Consider the following 16,849-nt stretch of genomic DNA (forward strand, 5'->3'; position numbering starts at 1 on the left):
GGGACGCCGCTAGCCTCTGCCGCTAGCCTCTGCCGCTAGTCACGCGTTATGTTCGAAGCACTGCAATTCTCGGTGCCTCTGAGCCCAAGCGCTGAGTCCCCCTCCCGCACGCGGCTCAGCCATATTCAGTTCTCGAGGGGTTGCTTTTCAGCATCGCTGAGCCGTTGTTCACCTAAAGCTGCGAACAGGATTGCAAATGGCCCGTGTTGATCGCCTGCTGGAAACTCTTGCACTAACCAGGGCTCTTCTTCGCTAAGCGGTCCAGGTCCTGGACTCACCGACAGCACCACACCGTCCTGATCGACATATCTTGGCAACGCCGCAAAGGCTCGCTTCGCAGCATGGGAATACTGGTCGCCTTCGAGGAAGTTCTCCGCCACGGCAATTGCCAAATTCCCGGCAATCAATGCCGTGCCACTGGTTTCAGCTGGCGATTCACTTGCCGGACGATTCAGCAGGCAGTGCCACATCCCATCCGCCTGCTGCACGCGAATCAGCGCATCGGCCAATTCACGCAGGTAGCCACGCAATTCTTCGGCTTCGCTTGACTGGGGTGGCATCAACAACAGCGTGTCTACCATCCCACGAATTAGCCAACCGTGCCCCCGCGACCAAGCACCCGGCGATAACGCGGTGGGATCCTCTCCCCATCCTCGCCCCTGGCACCAAAGTCCCGTTGTTGGATCGCGCACAATATCACGATAGATGCGATGTTGCGTTACCGCCTCGACAAAATAGGCTTCGTCCTCGGTCAAGCGTCCGAGCATTGCCATTCGGCTGGAATAATCCTGCAACGCGTCGATCAGCATCGAATTTCCGCCGCCACGTTGTTCTCCCCGCGGATGCTCAATCGCCCCTTCACAACCTCGATGCACGGTCCTGTAATACTTCTTAGTTTGCTGCAGGAAACCTGGAAGCCAGTTTTCGTCGCCACTGACCTCATACAGCCAAAATACTAGACAGTTGAAGGGCCCACGTCGAAAACTTCCGTCGCTTCCGGGAGTGATGCCAGCTTCAGCCGCCTGTTTGAAAACCGATTGCACATGCGGTTCATCCCCAGCCGCTTGTGCCCACCGCAACAGCCCTTCCAAGGCCAGCGAACGCTTGTAATGCTGCAGCGAAACATTGCCCTCAACTAGGCTGCTCGCAACGCGCGTCGCCGCGTCACCAAGTGGCGTTTGGGCCTGCGCTGCTGCACCAAAAACATTGCATGAGGTCGTCAACAATAGGAAGAGCAGTAGCCGCGTAGCAGTCATCGAGTTCTCAGATCGGTTCTGGCTTGTTAAAGGTGGTAGCAGTGAATGGCACTGGCGTGTCATGAGTCGTATTGGCGTTTTCATTCCGTAACACAGGACCGTGCCAACGCGCGATCGGAGAGTCGACTCCAAACGGAGGCGTTTGGCGACCGATTCGCCCCATCTTACCCCCAATAGATCGCAATTTCTCAAGCCCCACCCAACGGCCTCACATCCCTTGTTGCTCAATGCTTCCTTGACGCGAGGGAGCCAATTGTGAAGACGATCGAGAGGCTAGTATAACACTAGTATTGGGCGGAATTAGGCCGATTGAAACGAGACGGAAGGCTCCCATTTCTAGTCTTCACCCCCATTGGCACGTCGGGCTTGCAATCGTTTTCGCTCGACATCGCAAGATATAGCCTAACGAGATCCAATGAAGAAGCATCCGTATCCGAGAAGGGAAAGCTCTTGAATCGCCTGTGGTAGGCGATCCCCTACCATCAAGTGCCAAGGCGAGCGTGTTACCAAGGTGTATGCGTTAGCGGAACACAAGTCTGGAAGTAACTCATCACCCCGTCTTCCATGGGCTAGCGGACTCAATGAGCGTGGTTGCGTCTCCCATGGCAGCTCAGGGTTCGAAAGGATATCGCAGACGCTCCTCACTAAGGATACGTACCAATACATGGAACGTCCTCCGCTTTGCCAATGGTCGTACTGCGTGCATCGCCTCGATTGCGGCGCCGATAGTAAATCCCAGTGGACAAGCTCGATTGCTTCGGGCTGGCATCCATTGGGCCCAAGCAAACGCCAGTTAGCAATCACTGATTACTGACACCACTAGATCCTTCGGACACCTTTGCTTCTCTAGAGGCTCGATATTCCCACATAGTCTGCTGAAAGGTTCTGCGGATCCACCAAAACTGTAGTGAAAGCACCGGAAAAATGATGAGAATGCACCATCCCCAGGGAGACCAACGCACCAATTCTTGAGTCTCTTCGTTGCCCCAAAACTGAATGCCGGCCAATACGAGGACCGTCATCCCCCAAACGACTAGCAGCAAGCTTTGATAGGCCACGTAAGCATTGATGTATTCGCGAAATTGCCAAACGAGGAATGCTAGAGCTACCAGCAAGAGACAGCATAGGCAAGTAAGAATCGCCACGGAGATCGAACCATGCCGAAATGCGACTACGGCTAACGGTATCATCCACGCCGTGGATCCAGCGCAACTTCCGAACCATCCGCCACCGCTCCAGCGAAATGCCTCGTTGGTAACACTGCCGTCGAAGTGCAACACTTGGGTATGCTCTCGGACAGTGTCTAGCTTTCGTTGTACTGATTCACGAACCGGTTCCCCTCCTAACTTCGCTTCCTTACCGAATCGTTTGTAGCCACGAATGCCCCGCCAAATCCATGCGCAATTGAGGCACTGACTGACAGCGATCAGCCCAACCAACAGGCTAACATAGACGGAGTCCCGTGCAATGAATCCTTGCATGCGTGCTGCCACCAACATGGATAGCAGGATTCCGAAGACTCCAAGTCCAGCAGCAAATAGTATTGCTTGACGTAAGATGAACCTTTGTTGACTCACATACTCGCAGTTCCTCCAGCTCATCCATGTCCCCCAAACGCCACCGGCGATTCCCATCAACGAGCCAAGAACTGCGCCTCCAATTGCGGATGCGGCAGCCGTACCGACCGCGCTACTCGCCTTTCCAGCAGTTGCAGTGGTGGCTGCCGCGCCAGCTGCATAGCTGCTCGAAGGAAGTGTGGCCACAACCATTATGGCAAAGGCGGGTTTAGGTACGGTTGCCCCGAGTGTGTTGCGAATCGAGTCGGCCATTTCGGTCCGCAGCATATCGCGTGCTCTCTTGAGTCGCTGACGAATATTGGCTTCGCTTTCTCCTAAAGCTGTCGCAACATCACGCGTCGATTCTTCGCATCGATAGAACAACACCATTGGCTCACGATAGGCTTCAGGTAAGCGAGCGAGCATCGACCACACCAATTCGCGTTCTTGATGCTGTGACATGATAGCCTCAGGCGTAAGTTGTTTGAGGTCATGAATTTCGTACGCCATGCTGTCGAGCGAGCACTCACCGCCTGTGGATTTCGCGCTACGCACTGCGTCAATGGCCCGTCGTCGTGCGATGGTGCAAATCCAGCCCGGGAATTTCTCCGGCTCGTGAATCGACGACAACTTCTTCCACCCCTCGATGAACGCATCCTGAGCGATGTCTTCGCTGAGTGCGAAATCGCCACACGTGCTATAAGCCACTCCGGTAACCATCGCAGCAGTCTGACTAACCAACATTTCGAAAGCGGTGCGATTACCAGCCGCTGAGGCTCGCACCAGATCGGCAATGGTTTGCGTCATGAATCGTAATTCTCCATCGCGTCAATGCTGTTCGGCCCGAGATTCAAGCCGTCAACGAGAAGTCGAAGGTGACGAGCGGTTTGTGACAGAATCTCCCAACTTTTCCAGTCCATCGCAATGTTTGGAAAAACCAATTGGGGCTTCGAAGAGGTGTCAGGTGGCTTAGTCTCAACCTCTCCCTCAGAGACACACTACCGAAGGGCCTCTTGCTCCATGTCGCTCAGTGGTTCATTGGCGCGCCGGATCCAATTTAGAAGACAATCGAGGGCCAGTATAGCAGTCGCAATGTGTCCCGTTTCGTGCCGATTGCCCCAGCAGTGTAGAGCCCCCATTTCCAGTCTTCGATCCCACCGGCACGTCGGACTCGCAATGCCTTTCGCCCGACATCGCGAGATACGATATAGCGAGATCCGCTGAAGAACCGTCGGTATCTGGGATGGAAAACTCTTGAATCGCTCCTGGTGGGCGATCTCCTACCATGAGATGCCCAGGCGAGTGTGTTACCGATGTGCACGCGTCAGCGGAATTCGGGGATATCCTCGGGGAATCGGGTACTGAGGTATCCACGCAAAATGAAAAACCCTCCTTGGTTCTTTACAGGCGAGTTCCCCCGGGAGGACGCCATTTTGACACCAAGGTTGGCTACATCTAAAATGACCACCCTTACTAACGCGGATCGCCCCCCACTAATCCTAGCCCAGCTTGTGCGATGATCGGATCACGCCTTGAACGCGACAGTGCCATTCATTTCTGACACCATTGTTTCCGAAACAGCATTGCTTTCTCCCCATCGGGCAAACTAGAGCATCGGCGAGATCTTAATCAATTGGCCAACTCCGTTGGTATCAGTATGCGCTAGGTAGAGGGTTCCATCAGAGTGGAAGTCCATCCCGGCACCTCCAACGATTGACATGATGTGATTCAGCTTCCCGTGTTGGGACGGCGCCGTAGGCAAGAGGACTTCATAGAGTCCTTCTTGATGCAAATGTTCCGCGGAATCGGTTATCGAATTGAAGAGCACATATAGCCTTCCTGAGGTAGGACTAAACTTCATATCCACGAACGCAGCTTGAAACGAATTCAGTTGTACCTTTAGTTTTGTTTCTAGCGTTAGTGCATCCAAGTACAGAATTGAACTGTTCCCCGATCCCATGTTGGAACTGTTGAAGCACAATAGTAGTGACGGACTCTGTGTTAAAAGCGGAATATTCGACCTGGAAAACGCTGGAGAGTGCAAATCAGACCATGATTTATCAGAGTTGCTTCGCAAGAAAGACTCTGCCGCAGATGCACGAAGATTTCCACGGTGCAACCACTTGCCGTTTGCCACGACAACTTGGTTATGGTCCGCACATATTCCTGCTTGACCAACAGTGCTCGAGGAACTTAGCCTCTCAACGCGAATCAGCTTAATCGCATCACTGCTGGATGTGTCCCAAACGGTGAGAGACAATTCGCTTCCCTTAAGAACGTGCAGAACGCAGAGCTGATCTTCGGATGCAAACGTGAATTTTACCCCCCTCCCGTACTCTTCCATCGTCTTGCTGAGTTTTAGAATATTTCCGTCATACGCAATTAGGCGGTTCGCTTGGGAGTCACCGATAAAGATTCGTCCGGTTTTGGGTTGTAAACAAACACCAAAGAGCGAGGGCAGACCGCTAAATAGAACACTTGACTTGAGTTGAGATTCTTCATTTGTGTGGGACGGTCCAATTGAGTCTTCAGGGCTACTGGAGTTACCACTCCTCGCAGTTTCATCCGCATTATGCTGGCTATTCTCTCCCCCATTCCATAACGTCAGAGCTTTCATTGGGGGCAAGACCAGCAAAAGCACAGAAACGCAAACAAGGGCAGCGACAGCAATAATGTAAATCGGCCATTGAAATCTCGCGTCTTGGGCACGCTGGAGCGACGGAGCCTTCAGGGGGGAAGGATTGACGCTCACTAGTTCTTCGCTGACCTTACCTCCCGCAACCTCCTCACTTCGCTTGTTCTCCACCGACGTTAGCTTCTCCCGTTCGATACTGGTATTGCTGGAGTCAGCCAGCTTGCGAAGTTCTTTAGCCAGCTCGTTCGCGTCTGCAAAGCGGTCACTTGGTATCTTATTAAGTGCACGCTCGCAGACTTCCGCTAGCTGACTTTCTATGTCCGCGCGGTACTGCGCCAGAGGGGTGATGGCTTCGTTCGCAATCTTAATCAACTGCTGTAGTGTATTTGTCCCCTCAATGGGAAGTCTGGCCGTGAGCAGCTCGTAGAGTAAGACTCCCAGGCTATAGACATCAGCTGGTGGTCCAATTTCCTCGATTCTGCCTGAGGCTTGCTCAGGAGACATGTAGGCAGGAGTCCCTAGGATTTGCCCATACCGTGTCAGCCGTGAGTTGTCGCCACTATCGCTCGCCGATAAGGCTAGTCCAAAATCCATTACAATTGGCTCATTGCGTTTATCAATCATAATGTTCTCAGGCTTCAAGTCGCGGTGCACAATGCCTTGACTGTGAGCCTCGCCAACGGCGATGGCAATTTTGCGGACAAGCCGTATCGCAACTTTGGGATCATATTGTCTCTTCTGTAGCAAGTATTCGGACAGCGGCTTGCCCTCAACAAATGCCATGACCAAATATGGTAGATTGCCTTCGTCTGAAACTTCATATACCGGGCAGATATTGGGATGGTGAATGGCCGCAATTGAGCGGGCTTCCCTAATGAATCTCTGCCGGAGTCGCATGGATGAGCCATGATCAAATCGCGGAACTTTAATTGCGACCAATCGCTTTAGAAGAGGATCTTCCGCCAGGTAAACAGCTCCCATCCCTCCAGTACCCAACAATTTCAAAAGCTCGTAGCGTCCAAGTTTCTTGGGTACAACAGAAGGTTGCGAAACATCGCCAACCTCGTCTACTGCCAAAGTGCCGGGAGGAATTAACGTACCGGTCTTGTTTGGCGACTTGCGCGCAGGGAAGAAGAATTCTTCAACAGTTGTGCCGCACTCAGGAAATCGTTCACGATATTCACGCAACTCAGGTTTTTCGCCTGCAGACCTTCGCAACTCCACTTCCAGCTTTAAAAGCTCAATGAGGAGGCTCGGGCGGAGTGAGAGTTGTTGTGATAAAAGGAATTGTTCAATCCTGGGTTTCTTGCCAGCTTGAAATTCTTGTTCAAACTGTTCCGCTAGTCGGTCAATCAACAATTGATCCTGCAGACTATCCATTGATAATTCAACTCTCCGAGACAATTTTCTTTTTCCAGCAGTCTACCACATCGGAATGGAGAAGGTTGCGTCCCATTGATCGTATCATTCTGAAAGATAGTCTCTCAAAGGGAAGCATCTAGTTTTCGCGAAATCGAAACCGAGCTGCTACTTCACTACTATTGAAAGACGGAAATCGACTCGCCTTCAGCGACAACTCAACCGCCTCACTGGTCGGCGGTTTCGATCTACGGGCGTTTAATCGTCTATGAAAATCAGCCGTTCCGCATTGATCTAATGTGACGGCTCATTGCGACTGCACATCGCACAGTTAGCTCACCGACTGGCTGTACCGCTCTAGGCAGTTTAGTAGAGTTTGAAAAGATATCGCGGGCGTCCCCACTAAGGGTGCGTATCAATGCATGAAACGTCCTCGAGTTTCCCAATGATGGTACTCCATACATTGCCTGGACTGCGTCTATGGTAGATCCCAATGGCTTAGTCGGATTGCATTGTGCAGGCATCCAATGGGTCTGTGCAAACACCAATTGGCCATCATTGATTGCTGACACCATTGTTGACCTTGGTTGCTTCCTACCAGAAGGGGTGTTCGACGATTGATTTCTTTTCAGGGAGGCCGCCGAAGAGCGTGGCGGTAAGTTCAACCATCGCGCATCCGGCAAAGGCCAACGCCACCATGAGCACGATTACTACTGGATACCGGGCCCAATGCGATGATTGCTCTGAACGCACGGTAGAGCCTGCGCCAGTCACGGTATTCTCACGAAGAACTGGAGTCAGCGCAATTGCAACGATCGATCCATGAACCAGAAATACGTAGAACCCCAACACGACCGAGACGACCGGGGTCGTCGCGAACATAGCGACCATCAACAGGAAAACGGCCCCCAACTGCTCAAAGAAAATCCCCTGAAACCCCGTGACGACAAATGCTTCTGCGACACTAAACCGAAACCACTGCAGAGCAACCAACCACGCAAACGCCCATCCACCGTAAAACCCCAAACCGATCATCAGATCCGGAATCAGCTGAGGGTGAAACAGCGCTGGCTGCTCCACGGCTTTTAGATAGTTGTTGGACCACGCAAGAACTTCGGTAGTCATCCCTGCTGCGAGGAATAGAACCACTACCTTGACTGAGCGACTTACGGAAACCCGATCATAGAGTCGCCGAAGACGACTGCGAAATATCCAAACCAATCCAAACAGGGAATACAGCAGTGCCATTGTCTCTGGCGGCGACGATGCCAGACCGAGAAGCGGGATTGCAAACGACAGGCAAAGCAAAGCTCGCTTCATCAGTGTGTCCGTTCCGACTATGATTTCACTGCGACTTGTGATGCCGGACAAGAATCGGTGAGCTTATATTTGGAGCCCCCCGATAGACTCTTCTTAACCTAGCTGGTAGCCATTCGCTGATGCCCCTTATTTATTGAAAGTCGCGCTCGACTTTTCAGCGCCGAAAACAATTGGAACACCAATCGCTACCGTCACAAGCGGGCACACTAATGATTTGCGGAGGCGTGCACAAGCACCTGGAAAACGACAACACCTGGAAAACGACAATGTCTCCGGCTTGCCCAGGGGGGATGATCGGCACTTGGTATCACTGCAGGCTCACACAATCCGCGGTTATCAGGTCTGCTCGGGCAAGAGGTCAGCCTCTCACTCACCTGAGCTAGGAAAGAATCTCTTGGATTACGTCGCCGGCCACGTCGGTTAGTCGGTAACTGCGGCCGTTGTGGAAGTACGTTAGTCGCTCGTGGTCTAGGCCAAGTAGGTGAAGAATGGTGGCGTGCAGATCGTTTACGCTGACCGGGTTCTCAACGGCCTCATAGCCGATCTCATCCGTCTCACCGTAACTGACTCCACCCTTAATGCCCGCACCGGCCATCCATTGCATAAACCCTTTCGGATTGTGATCGCGTCCCTTTCCGTTTTGCGAAATCGGCATGCGGCCAAACTCACCACCCCAGATCACCAGTGTAGAGTCTAGCAGTCCGCGGGCTTCTAAATCGCTCAACAGGCCAGCTACAGGAACATCAGTAGCCGCACAATGATGCGTGTGATTCTCCTCAAGATTGTCGTGCGCGTCCCACTCACCGTCACTGTAGACCTGCACAAACCGAACACCACTTTCGACGAGTCTCCTGGCCATCAAGCACTTCGATCCAAACGACTTGGACCTTGGATTGTCGATACCGTAAAGCTCCTGGGTTGACTGCGTCTCTCGCGAAAGATCCACGACTTCGGTAGCCTCCTTCTGCATGCGAAAGGCCAACTCAAAGGATTGCATTCGGTTTGCAAACTCAGCATCGCGCGTGTGCAGCCGCATGTGCTCATCGTTCAGCTTCGCCATCAAGTCGAGTTGCGCACGTTGGTCTTGCTTGGTGATCGTCGGTTGTCGACTGAGATTGAGAATCGGAGCCCCCTGTGAGCGAAACAGAGTTCCTTGGAACGTCGAAGGCAGAAAACCAGCACCCCAATTGTGCGGCCCCCCCTTGGCCCCCTGGGTGTTGCCCATCACCACGTAGCCAGGCAAATTTTGGTTCTCACTGCCCAGGCCGTAAGTCACCCAAGCGCCCGCGGTGGGAAACCCAGGGCGAGGCAGTCCGCTGTTGATTTGGTAGATCGCCGGTACGTGGTCATTCGATTCGCTGTAGCACGATTTGATGAATGCCATTTTGTCGACATGCTTGGCGACGTTGGTGTACTTGTCGCAAACCCACTGTCCGCATTCACCATATTGCTTGAACGAAAACGGTGATTTCATCAATGGTCCAGGATTGCCAAAGAAAGCCTGGATGTCGGTAGTGTCGCCATCCCGCTTGTCGAGCTCCGGCTTGCGGTCGAACATATCGACCGCGCTAGGGGCACCTTCCATGAATAGCCAGATTACCGACTTTGCTTTGGCGACAAAGTGTCCAGGCCGCGGAAGCAGAGAGGTCACGGGATCGGAGGAACTGTCCGATTGTGGTGCGCCCAGCAGATTTTGCTCGGCCATCAGGTTGGCAAGACCAATCGTGCCGGCTCCGGCACCAGCTCGGCAGAGCCACTCTCGACGACTGAGCATGTTGGCAACGCGACCGCAGGGAAACAACTGTGAATTTTCAGTCATGACAGCTAACTCAATTGACGTAGATGAATTCATTTAAACCGAACAACGTCTGACAAAAATCGGTCAGCGCTTCGATGCGTGGAGCTTCTTCTGCGCGCTTGGTGCGTGCTTCGGTCTGGGATTCGATAAATTGGATCGAGGTTTCTATTTCTCGGTCTGTCGGCACGCGTGTGAAGGAGGTTCGAAACGCATCTTCAATCAGCGGCTTGAGGTCGAAATCCATCGAATCCGACTCTCCGGCTTGCCGTTGAACCAGCAACTCCGCAAAGTCATGAGCCACAGAGCGAACAAAGAGATCGTTCAGAATCACCATGGCTTGGGGGGCCACGGTTGTGTTTTGCCTACGCGCACAACTGGTCATTAGATCCGGGCGGTCAAACGCCTGAAACATCGGATAAGGAATGAGACGTTTATGAAACATGTAGACGCTGCGCCGCCGGGTGGACGCGTCATCTTTCGCGTCTTTGGGATAGCCCTCGCCTTGAATGTTTCGGGCGAGGTTGGCCTCAGGGGAGATGTAGGGTTTAAATCCAGGCCCACCGGCTTCCAGGTTCAGCGTCTCGCTAACCGCCAGCATCGCGTCCCGCATAGCTTCGGCTTCGAGGCGTAGCGGAGTCATTCGCCAAAGCAAATTGTTGCCTGGATCGATCTCCGCGCCCCGTTGGTCGGCTGCACCTCGCGTGCTGGCCTGCTGCCATACGGCGCTGGTTAGTATCATTCGATGCAGCGCTTTGATTTCCCAACCTCCGTCGACGAACTCGTTGGTCAAGTATTCGAGTAACTCTGGATGCGACGGCGCGTCGCCATTGACGCCAAAGTCGCTGGTCGTCTGCACGAGGCCTTTGCCAAAGTGATGGTCCCAGACGCGGTTGACAAGGACTCGAGCCAGCAGCGCTCCGCCGCCTTGTTGCGTGTCTGTAATCCAATCGGCCAGGGCGCGACGCTGTAAAGTGCTTTTCGCCTCTCCAAACTCACCATAAGCTTGTTTGGCCTTCTGCCAGTAGTCAGTGGCTTCGACACCATCGGAGGACAGCATCGCAGGAAACCCAATATCAACTTCGATTTCTCGATCGTAGAAGTCGCTCCGTCGAAACAACCAAGTGGTCCGACGCTGGTCGTCAAAGTCCTGAAAAAAGAAGCCGTCTTTGCCACTGGGCAACTTCGCTGTCACGCGATCACCGCTGTGAAAGACGCCCATCAATTGGTAATATTCTTTCGCCGAAAATGCATCGTATTTATGATCGTGACAGCGAGCGCAGGCCACCGTAATTCCCAAGAGTCCGGACCCCAACGTTGAGATCACGTCGTCCATCTCATTGTAACGATTCGCTAGTCGTTCGCTTTCGAGGAACGAATCAGGCAACTTGAAGGCTGGGCCAGCGGTCAGAAAGCCAGTGGCTGAAACCGCGGCGTCTTTGTTTGGTTCAAATTCGTCACCGGCAATTTGCCAGCGCACAAATTGGTCGTACGGCATGTTGCCGTTAAACGCTTCGATCACAAAATCGCGATAGTGATACGCGTGCGGACGGTCCATATCCGCTTCTTGTCCATCGCTGTCGGCATAACGGGCCACGTCCAGCCAATGCCTCCCCCAACGCTCACCATAACGCGGTGAGTCCAAGAGTTGGTCCACAAGAGTCCGCACGGCCAAGTCGGGATCCTTCGAATGCGCACTTACAAATTGCTGGGTCTGTTCTAGAGTAGGTGGCAACCCCGTCAGATCGAAATACAGTCGTCGCACCAACGTGTCGGCATCAGCAGGCTGCGATGGCCGGAGCCCAACCTCAACCAGTCGCTGTAGCACAAATCGGTCAACGGCTCCTTTCGACCAATTGTCAGTGGACTGACGCGAAGGCGCCGCTGGCTTTTCGAGTCGTTGAAAGGCCCAGTGCGATTTGGCTTGATCCAACTTTGGATCAAAGACGTCCGCCTCTTCGGGCCACGCCGCCCCTTGATCAATCCAGGCTCGGAGTAGGCTGACTTGAAGTTCGGTAAGCGGCTGATTTCCATCGGGCGGCATCAAAGGGTCGCCGTCCCCCCCGGATACGGCTTGAATGAGCAAGCTCTCTTCGCTCTTACCGGCGAGAATTGCCGCATCACTGTCGCCTCCTCGAAACGCTTTGGCTTTGATCGCCAGATTCAAGCCGCCCTCTTCGGTGGTCCCTGCGTGACACTCGTAACAATTGTCCCGCAAGATCGGTTGGATATCGCGCTGGAAGTCTATCGTCTCAGCACGTGCACTCTCGGATTGCGTGCTCGAAGCACCCTTTTCAGCAGTTGATTCTGGATGCTGCGCGAACGCAAAGCTGTTCAACAATCCAAGGCAGATGGCCATGAACGTGGAGCGACGATCAAACGGAGAAGTCAAAGAAAGGACCTTCATGCTTACTCGCTGAGAGGGGAAGGCGGGCGGGAGACCCAAAAACATCGCGATTCAACGCACAAAGCACCGCGATGAACAGAACCACAAACGGATCCTATCGTCACTGATGATAACTTTACCAAGTTGACTGTTTTGGGCAGGATGCCAACTACCGGCTTCCTGCCCAGTCGTGGTTGTGACCATTACAATATAAGTGCACTGGGACGCACAGCAATTCGCAAATGCGCAAATTGCTTTCGATTTTTCGCCAGCGTTAGCTTAAGTTGCTCGGTTTCGCCGTCGATATTCACCCGGTGCGACGCCAAAATGCTGGCAAAAAGCTTGCGACAGCGAGGCGCTCGTAGCAAAGCCAGCTTCCGCTGCGATCGTTGCCACGGGTTTGTCAGAATCAAGCAGCAGGCGACCGACATGAGCCATGCGAACGCGACGGATCTCTTCGGCCGGGCTACGATTGAGTTCCGCGCGGAAACGCTGCTCCAATCTTCTCCGGGAAATCGGAAACCGCTTTAGCAAGTCAGCGACACTAATGCCGAAAGGGGCTCTATCGCGAATGTACCGTAAAACATCTGCGACCTCGTCGTCCGACATTGCTAGAATATCAGTCGAATGCCGGGCCCGCACTCGCAGCGGCGGGATAAGTGTTGCCAAGTTCGCCGCGGCCCCTCCATTCATCATCCGCTCCAATATCTGCGCGGCCGTCTCACCAATCCGATGACTTGCCAATTCGACCGCCGAAATCTGAGGGGATGCCACCTTGCAAAGCAATTCATCGTCGTCTCCGGACAGCACAGCCACTTCATCTGGAATACGAATCGATTCAACCGAACAGATCTCAACAAGTTGCCTAGCGGGATACGGATCAGCTGCGAAGATTCCTAACGGACGTGGAAGCGTCGCCAGCCAACGACACACATTTGAGTAATTCGTCAACCAACCAGCAGCGTCATCGCGAGTCGCTTCGTACATCGCGCATTTGTACCCACCGTCCGTCACAGCGTCTGCGAAAGCCGTAGACCGCACGTCCGAATAACGGCCGATCGGCGGCGCATAACATGCAAAGTGAGTGAGACCTCGATCGCGAAGATGCTCAAACGCCATTTTCGCACGAGCTGCGTCATCGGTTGCAACTCGCGCCAACCAGTCATACTTGGGCACCATGGTGCCGACATCAACCACTGGCAGGTTTAGGCTCTTTACATGACGGACCGAAGAAGTGGTTCGCAACGAAGCGATGATGCCGTCCCCATTCCAGACCTTTGGCAATCGCAAGCGTCCTTGCGAGTCGCGCGGCGCGATAAGAACAGTCCAACCACTTGAACGACCAAATCGACAAACGGCCTCAACGATATTTCGGCCCCAGGAATCGTCGGTCTCCACAAGAATGCAAACATGTTGGGGGCGTTTGTTGGGTGGCACTGAGCATGGTCCCAGGGGACGTTCCAAGGAAAGTTTCGCAATGCGCAGTATAGCAATTAAATTGCGCAGCTGCGCAGGCACGGCTGAATCATCTCGTGTACAATTCAGCGAAAATCGCCTGCTCAGCAATACCCGCTGAACAGCGCAGCGAACGAGATCAAAACCGCAAGCATTCAACGAGGTGATCGGCTGATCTAATGGGGGACACCCGACCTGCACATTCATCCACCGCATGGCGTCCAGATCCATGAACCGAACCACCGTCAAGTATCGCCGTTAGGAGGGCGCCAATGACAAATAGTGCACAGATTGCTGTGATTGGATTGGGGGCGATGGGCTATGGCATGGCCTCTTCTTGCCTACGAGCTGGGAACAAGGTGTGGGGCGCAGATATTGCGACTGCACCGGTAGAGCGATTCCGTGCCGAGGGTGGCCAACCCGGCAACGTCGCGGACGTGGCAGCGCGACTCGACATCGTGGTTGTTTCAGTCCTGAACGCAGACCAGACAGCGGCGGTACTGTTCGGCCCCAAGGGAGTCGCCCCCTTGCTGAGAAAAGGGGCGGCGATCGTGGCTTGCGCAACGGTCTCTCCCGATTTTGCTCGAGAGATGGCGCGCAAGTGCGATGAATACGGTTTGCATTACCTGGATGCCCCGATCTCTGGCGGGGCTGCTAAAGCCGCCAGCGGGCAACTTTCGATTATGGCCGCCGGCTTGGAGGCGGCTTTCGATGCGTCGGCACCCGCTCTGGATGCGATGGCGGCCACGGTGTTCCGACTGGGAGACGTGGGCGCTGGATCGGCCATGAAAGCGGTCAATCAACTACTGGCTGGGGTGCATATTGCAGCCATGGCCGAAGCGTTGACCTTTGGCATGACTCAGGGGGTATCGCCGGACAAGTTTCTGGAGGTGATTCCCCAATGTGCCGGCACCAGTTGGATGCTGGAAAACCGGGCCCCCCACATCGCCGCCGGAGATTACACCCCATTAAGCCAGGTGAATATCTGGCCCAAAGACCTGGGCATTGTTCTCGACATCGCACGCGAGGCAAAATTTAGCGCTCCACTGACGGCTGCAGCGTTGCAACAATTTCTGGCTGCCGCGGGTATGGGACTAGGAGGGCAGGATGATGCAGCCATCGCCAAGGTCTATGCTCGTAACGCCGGGCTGACCCTACCGGGGGATGTGTGATGCTGCTGGGTTGCATTGGCGACGATTTCACCGGCTCTTCCGATCTGGCCAATACGTTGGCTAAGGGCGGCATGCGGACGGTTCAATACACCGGTATTCCACACGCTCCGGCCGCGCAAGAAGTTCAGGCCGGTGTCATTTCACTCAAATCCCGCTCCATTGCTCCGGAGCAGGCGGTGACGCTTTCGCTGCGGGCGTTGGATTGGTTGCGTCAACAGGGATGCCAACAGTTCTTCTTTAAATATTGCAGCACATTCGACAGCACCCCCCAGGGCAACATCGGTCCAGTCGCGGACGCCCTGGCTGCGGCGTTGGAGACCGACCGAACTATTGTCTGCCCCGCGTTTCCGGGCGCCGGGCGGACGGTGTTCCAGGGGCACCTTTTTGTCCATGACCGACTACTAAGCGAAAGCGGCATGCAAAACCATCCGCTGACGCCAATGACCGATCCGGATATCCGCCGCTGGATGGCGGCGCAATCCGCGCGTCCCGTCGGGCATATCGCTGCGGAAACGGTTTTTGCCGGCGCTGGCGCCATCCGCGCCGCCCTCCACGACGCACCGGCCGGCCATCAGGTTGTCGATGCCCTTCGCGACGAAGACCTAGTGGCCATTGGGCGGGCCGCAAGGGACTTGCCATTGATCACCGGCGGATCCGGGATCGCGTTGGGCCTACCGGAAAACTTTGGCTGTACATCGGGCGACGTTCCCTGGAACGGACAAGCAGGGCAGGCTGTGGCTATGTCGGGATCTTGTTCGCGTGCTACGCGAGAACAGGTGGCGCAGCATGCAGCCCGGCATCCAGCCCGCGAAATAACGGCGGACGCAGTGATCTCCGGCCAATTAGCCCTGGGCGAAGTGGCCAACTGGCTAATGCAACAGGAAGGTGTACCGCTGCTCTACAGCTCGGCCGATCCAGACGTGGTACGGGACATTCAGACGCGTCTGGGGAGCCAAACGGCATCAGCCGCATTAGAAAACTTCTTTGCAGAAACGGCTCGCGCCGTCGTCGGCATGGGGGCTACGCGAATCATCACCGCCGGGGGCGAAACCTCAGGCGCGGTGGTCGAGCGTCTCGCTCTGTCACAACTGGCCATCGGCCCCGAAATTGATCCGGGTGTGCCTGCCCTCCGCGCGCATCCGAATCTGGTGCTGGCGCTCAAATCCGGCAATTTCGGAGCAGCGGACTTTTTCGAAAAAGCTGCAAATGTTTTGGAGGGCAAGTCATGAGCGACACCACCCTCCGCGAACAGATCTGCCTCCTGGCCCAATCGCTGTTTGACCGTGGATTTACCCATGGTAGCACGGGCAATATTTCAGCCCGCTGCGACGACGGCGGATTGCTGGTCTCGCCGACCGGCACTAGTTTCGGGCGGCTGGATCCTGCGCGGCTAAGCCGGATTGACGCTAACGGCATTCATGTTGGAGGTGACAAGCCCACTAACGAAATGCCGCTTCATTCGGCGTTCTACGACACGCGTTCCACCGCCGGAGCGGTCGTGCATCTACATTCCTGTCACTCTGTGGCCCTATCGATGCTGTCCGATGTAGATCCGGAGAATTTTCTGCCCCCGGCCACACCCTACGCCATCATGAAATTGGGGAAGGTAAAGCTCTTGCCATTTTTTCTACCTGGCGATCCCGCCATGGGTGCAGCAGTCCGTGGACTGGCCGGAAAACGCACCGCTGTCATGCTAGCCAATCACGGGCCGGTTGTCGCCGGTAAGGATCCGGAAGCAGCGTGCAATGCCATCGAAGAGCTCGAGGAAACCGCAAAACTGGCCTTGATGCTGCACGGTTTGCCTGCCCGTATGTTGGACGCCGCACAGGTACATTCGGTTGTAACCCGTTTTAACGTGGAGTGGGAGGCATGACCCGTTTTTCTGCAAATCTTGGGTTCTTATGGACAGATCGCC

General features: G+C 54.6%; 10 protein-coding genes. 3 read left to right on the forward strand and 7 right to left on the reverse strand.

Going from position 1 to position 16,849, the window contains the following annotated elements; all coding sequences use genetic code 11:
• Positions 1–125: 125 nt before the first annotated feature.
• The 7 genes from Q31a_RS16370 to Q31a_RS16400 all read right to left on the reverse strand — a co-directional run bounded on the left by Q31a_RS16370 (position 126) and on the right by Q31a_RS16400 (position 13,744).
• Positions 126–1,256, reverse strand: a complete 1,131-nt coding sequence (locus tag Q31a_RS16370) for a glycoside hydrolase family 88 protein (protein WP_197355328.1) — start codon at positions 1,254–1,256, stop codon at positions 126–128.
• A gap of 800 nt (positions 1,257–2,056) precedes the next feature.
• Entirely contained in the window at positions 2,057–3,619 is a 1,563-nt protein-coding gene (locus Q31a_RS16375) for an RNA polymerase sigma factor (RefSeq protein ID WP_145080070.1), read from the reverse strand.
• Positions 3,620–4,418: 799 nt separating this feature from the next.
• Positions 4,419–6,827 carry a serine/threonine-protein kinase gene (locus Q31a_RS16380; protein WP_145080073.1) on the reverse strand — a complete coding sequence of 803 codons (2,409 nt, stop codon included), beginning with the start codon at positions 6,825–6,827 and terminating at the stop codon, positions 4,419–4,421.
• 573 nt (positions 6,828–7,400) lie between these two features.
• Positions 7,401–8,126 (reverse strand): hypothetical protein, encoded by a 726-nt coding sequence (locus tag Q31a_RS16385; protein ID WP_145080075.1) that lies wholly within the window; start codon positions 8,124–8,126, stop codon positions 7,401–7,403.
• Positions 8,127–8,505: 379 nt separating this feature from the next.
• Entirely contained in the window at positions 8,506–9,945 is a 1,440-nt protein-coding gene (locus tag Q31a_RS16390) for a DUF1501 domain-containing protein (protein WP_145080077.1), read from the reverse strand.
• A 10-nt stretch (positions 9,946–9,955) separates the two neighbouring features.
• The gene (locus Q31a_RS16395; protein WP_145080079.1) at positions 9,956–12,328 is read right to left on the reverse strand and encodes a PSD1 and planctomycete cytochrome C domain-containing protein; all 2,373 of its coding nucleotides are present in this window, start codon (positions 12,326–12,328) and stop codon (positions 9,956–9,958) included.
• 258 nt (positions 12,329–12,586) lie between these two features.
• The gene (locus Q31a_RS16400; RefSeq protein WP_231690796.1) at positions 12,587–13,744 is read right to left on the reverse strand and encodes an AraC family transcriptional regulator; all 1,158 of its coding nucleotides are present in this window, start codon (positions 13,742–13,744) and stop codon (positions 12,587–12,589) included.
• 290 nt (positions 13,745–14,034) lie between these two features.
• Here Q31a_RS16400 and ltnD point away from each other — a divergent pair, with 290 nt between their 5' ends.
• The 3 genes from ltnD to otnC are packed head-to-tail and all read left to right on the forward strand — an operon-like array spanning position 14,035 to position 16,807.
• Positions 14,035–14,934 (forward strand): L-threonate dehydrogenase, encoded by a 900-nt coding sequence (gene ltnD / locus Q31a_RS16405; protein WP_145080081.1) that lies wholly within the window; start codon positions 14,035–14,037, stop codon positions 14,932–14,934.
• Positions 14,934–16,163, forward strand: coding sequence for a 3-oxo-tetronate kinase (gene otnK, locus Q31a_RS16410; protein WP_145080084.1), 1,230 nt, complete (start codon positions 14,934–14,936; stop codon positions 16,161–16,163). Before ltnD ends, otnK begins: the two co-directional genes overlap by 1 nt.
• Positions 16,160–16,807 (forward strand): 3-oxo-tetronate 4-phosphate decarboxylase, encoded by a 648-nt coding sequence (gene otnC, locus Q31a_RS16415; RefSeq protein ID WP_145080087.1) that lies wholly within the window; start codon positions 16,160–16,162, stop codon positions 16,805–16,807. The genes otnK and otnC overlap by 4 nt, the downstream gene beginning before the upstream one ends.
• Positions 16,808–16,849: the final 42 nt, after the last annotated feature.

This window comes from Aureliella helgolandensis, from assembly GCF_007752135.1.
Classification (GTDB): domain Bacteria; phylum Planctomycetota; class Planctomycetia; order Pirellulales; family Pirellulaceae; genus Aureliella; species Aureliella helgolandensis.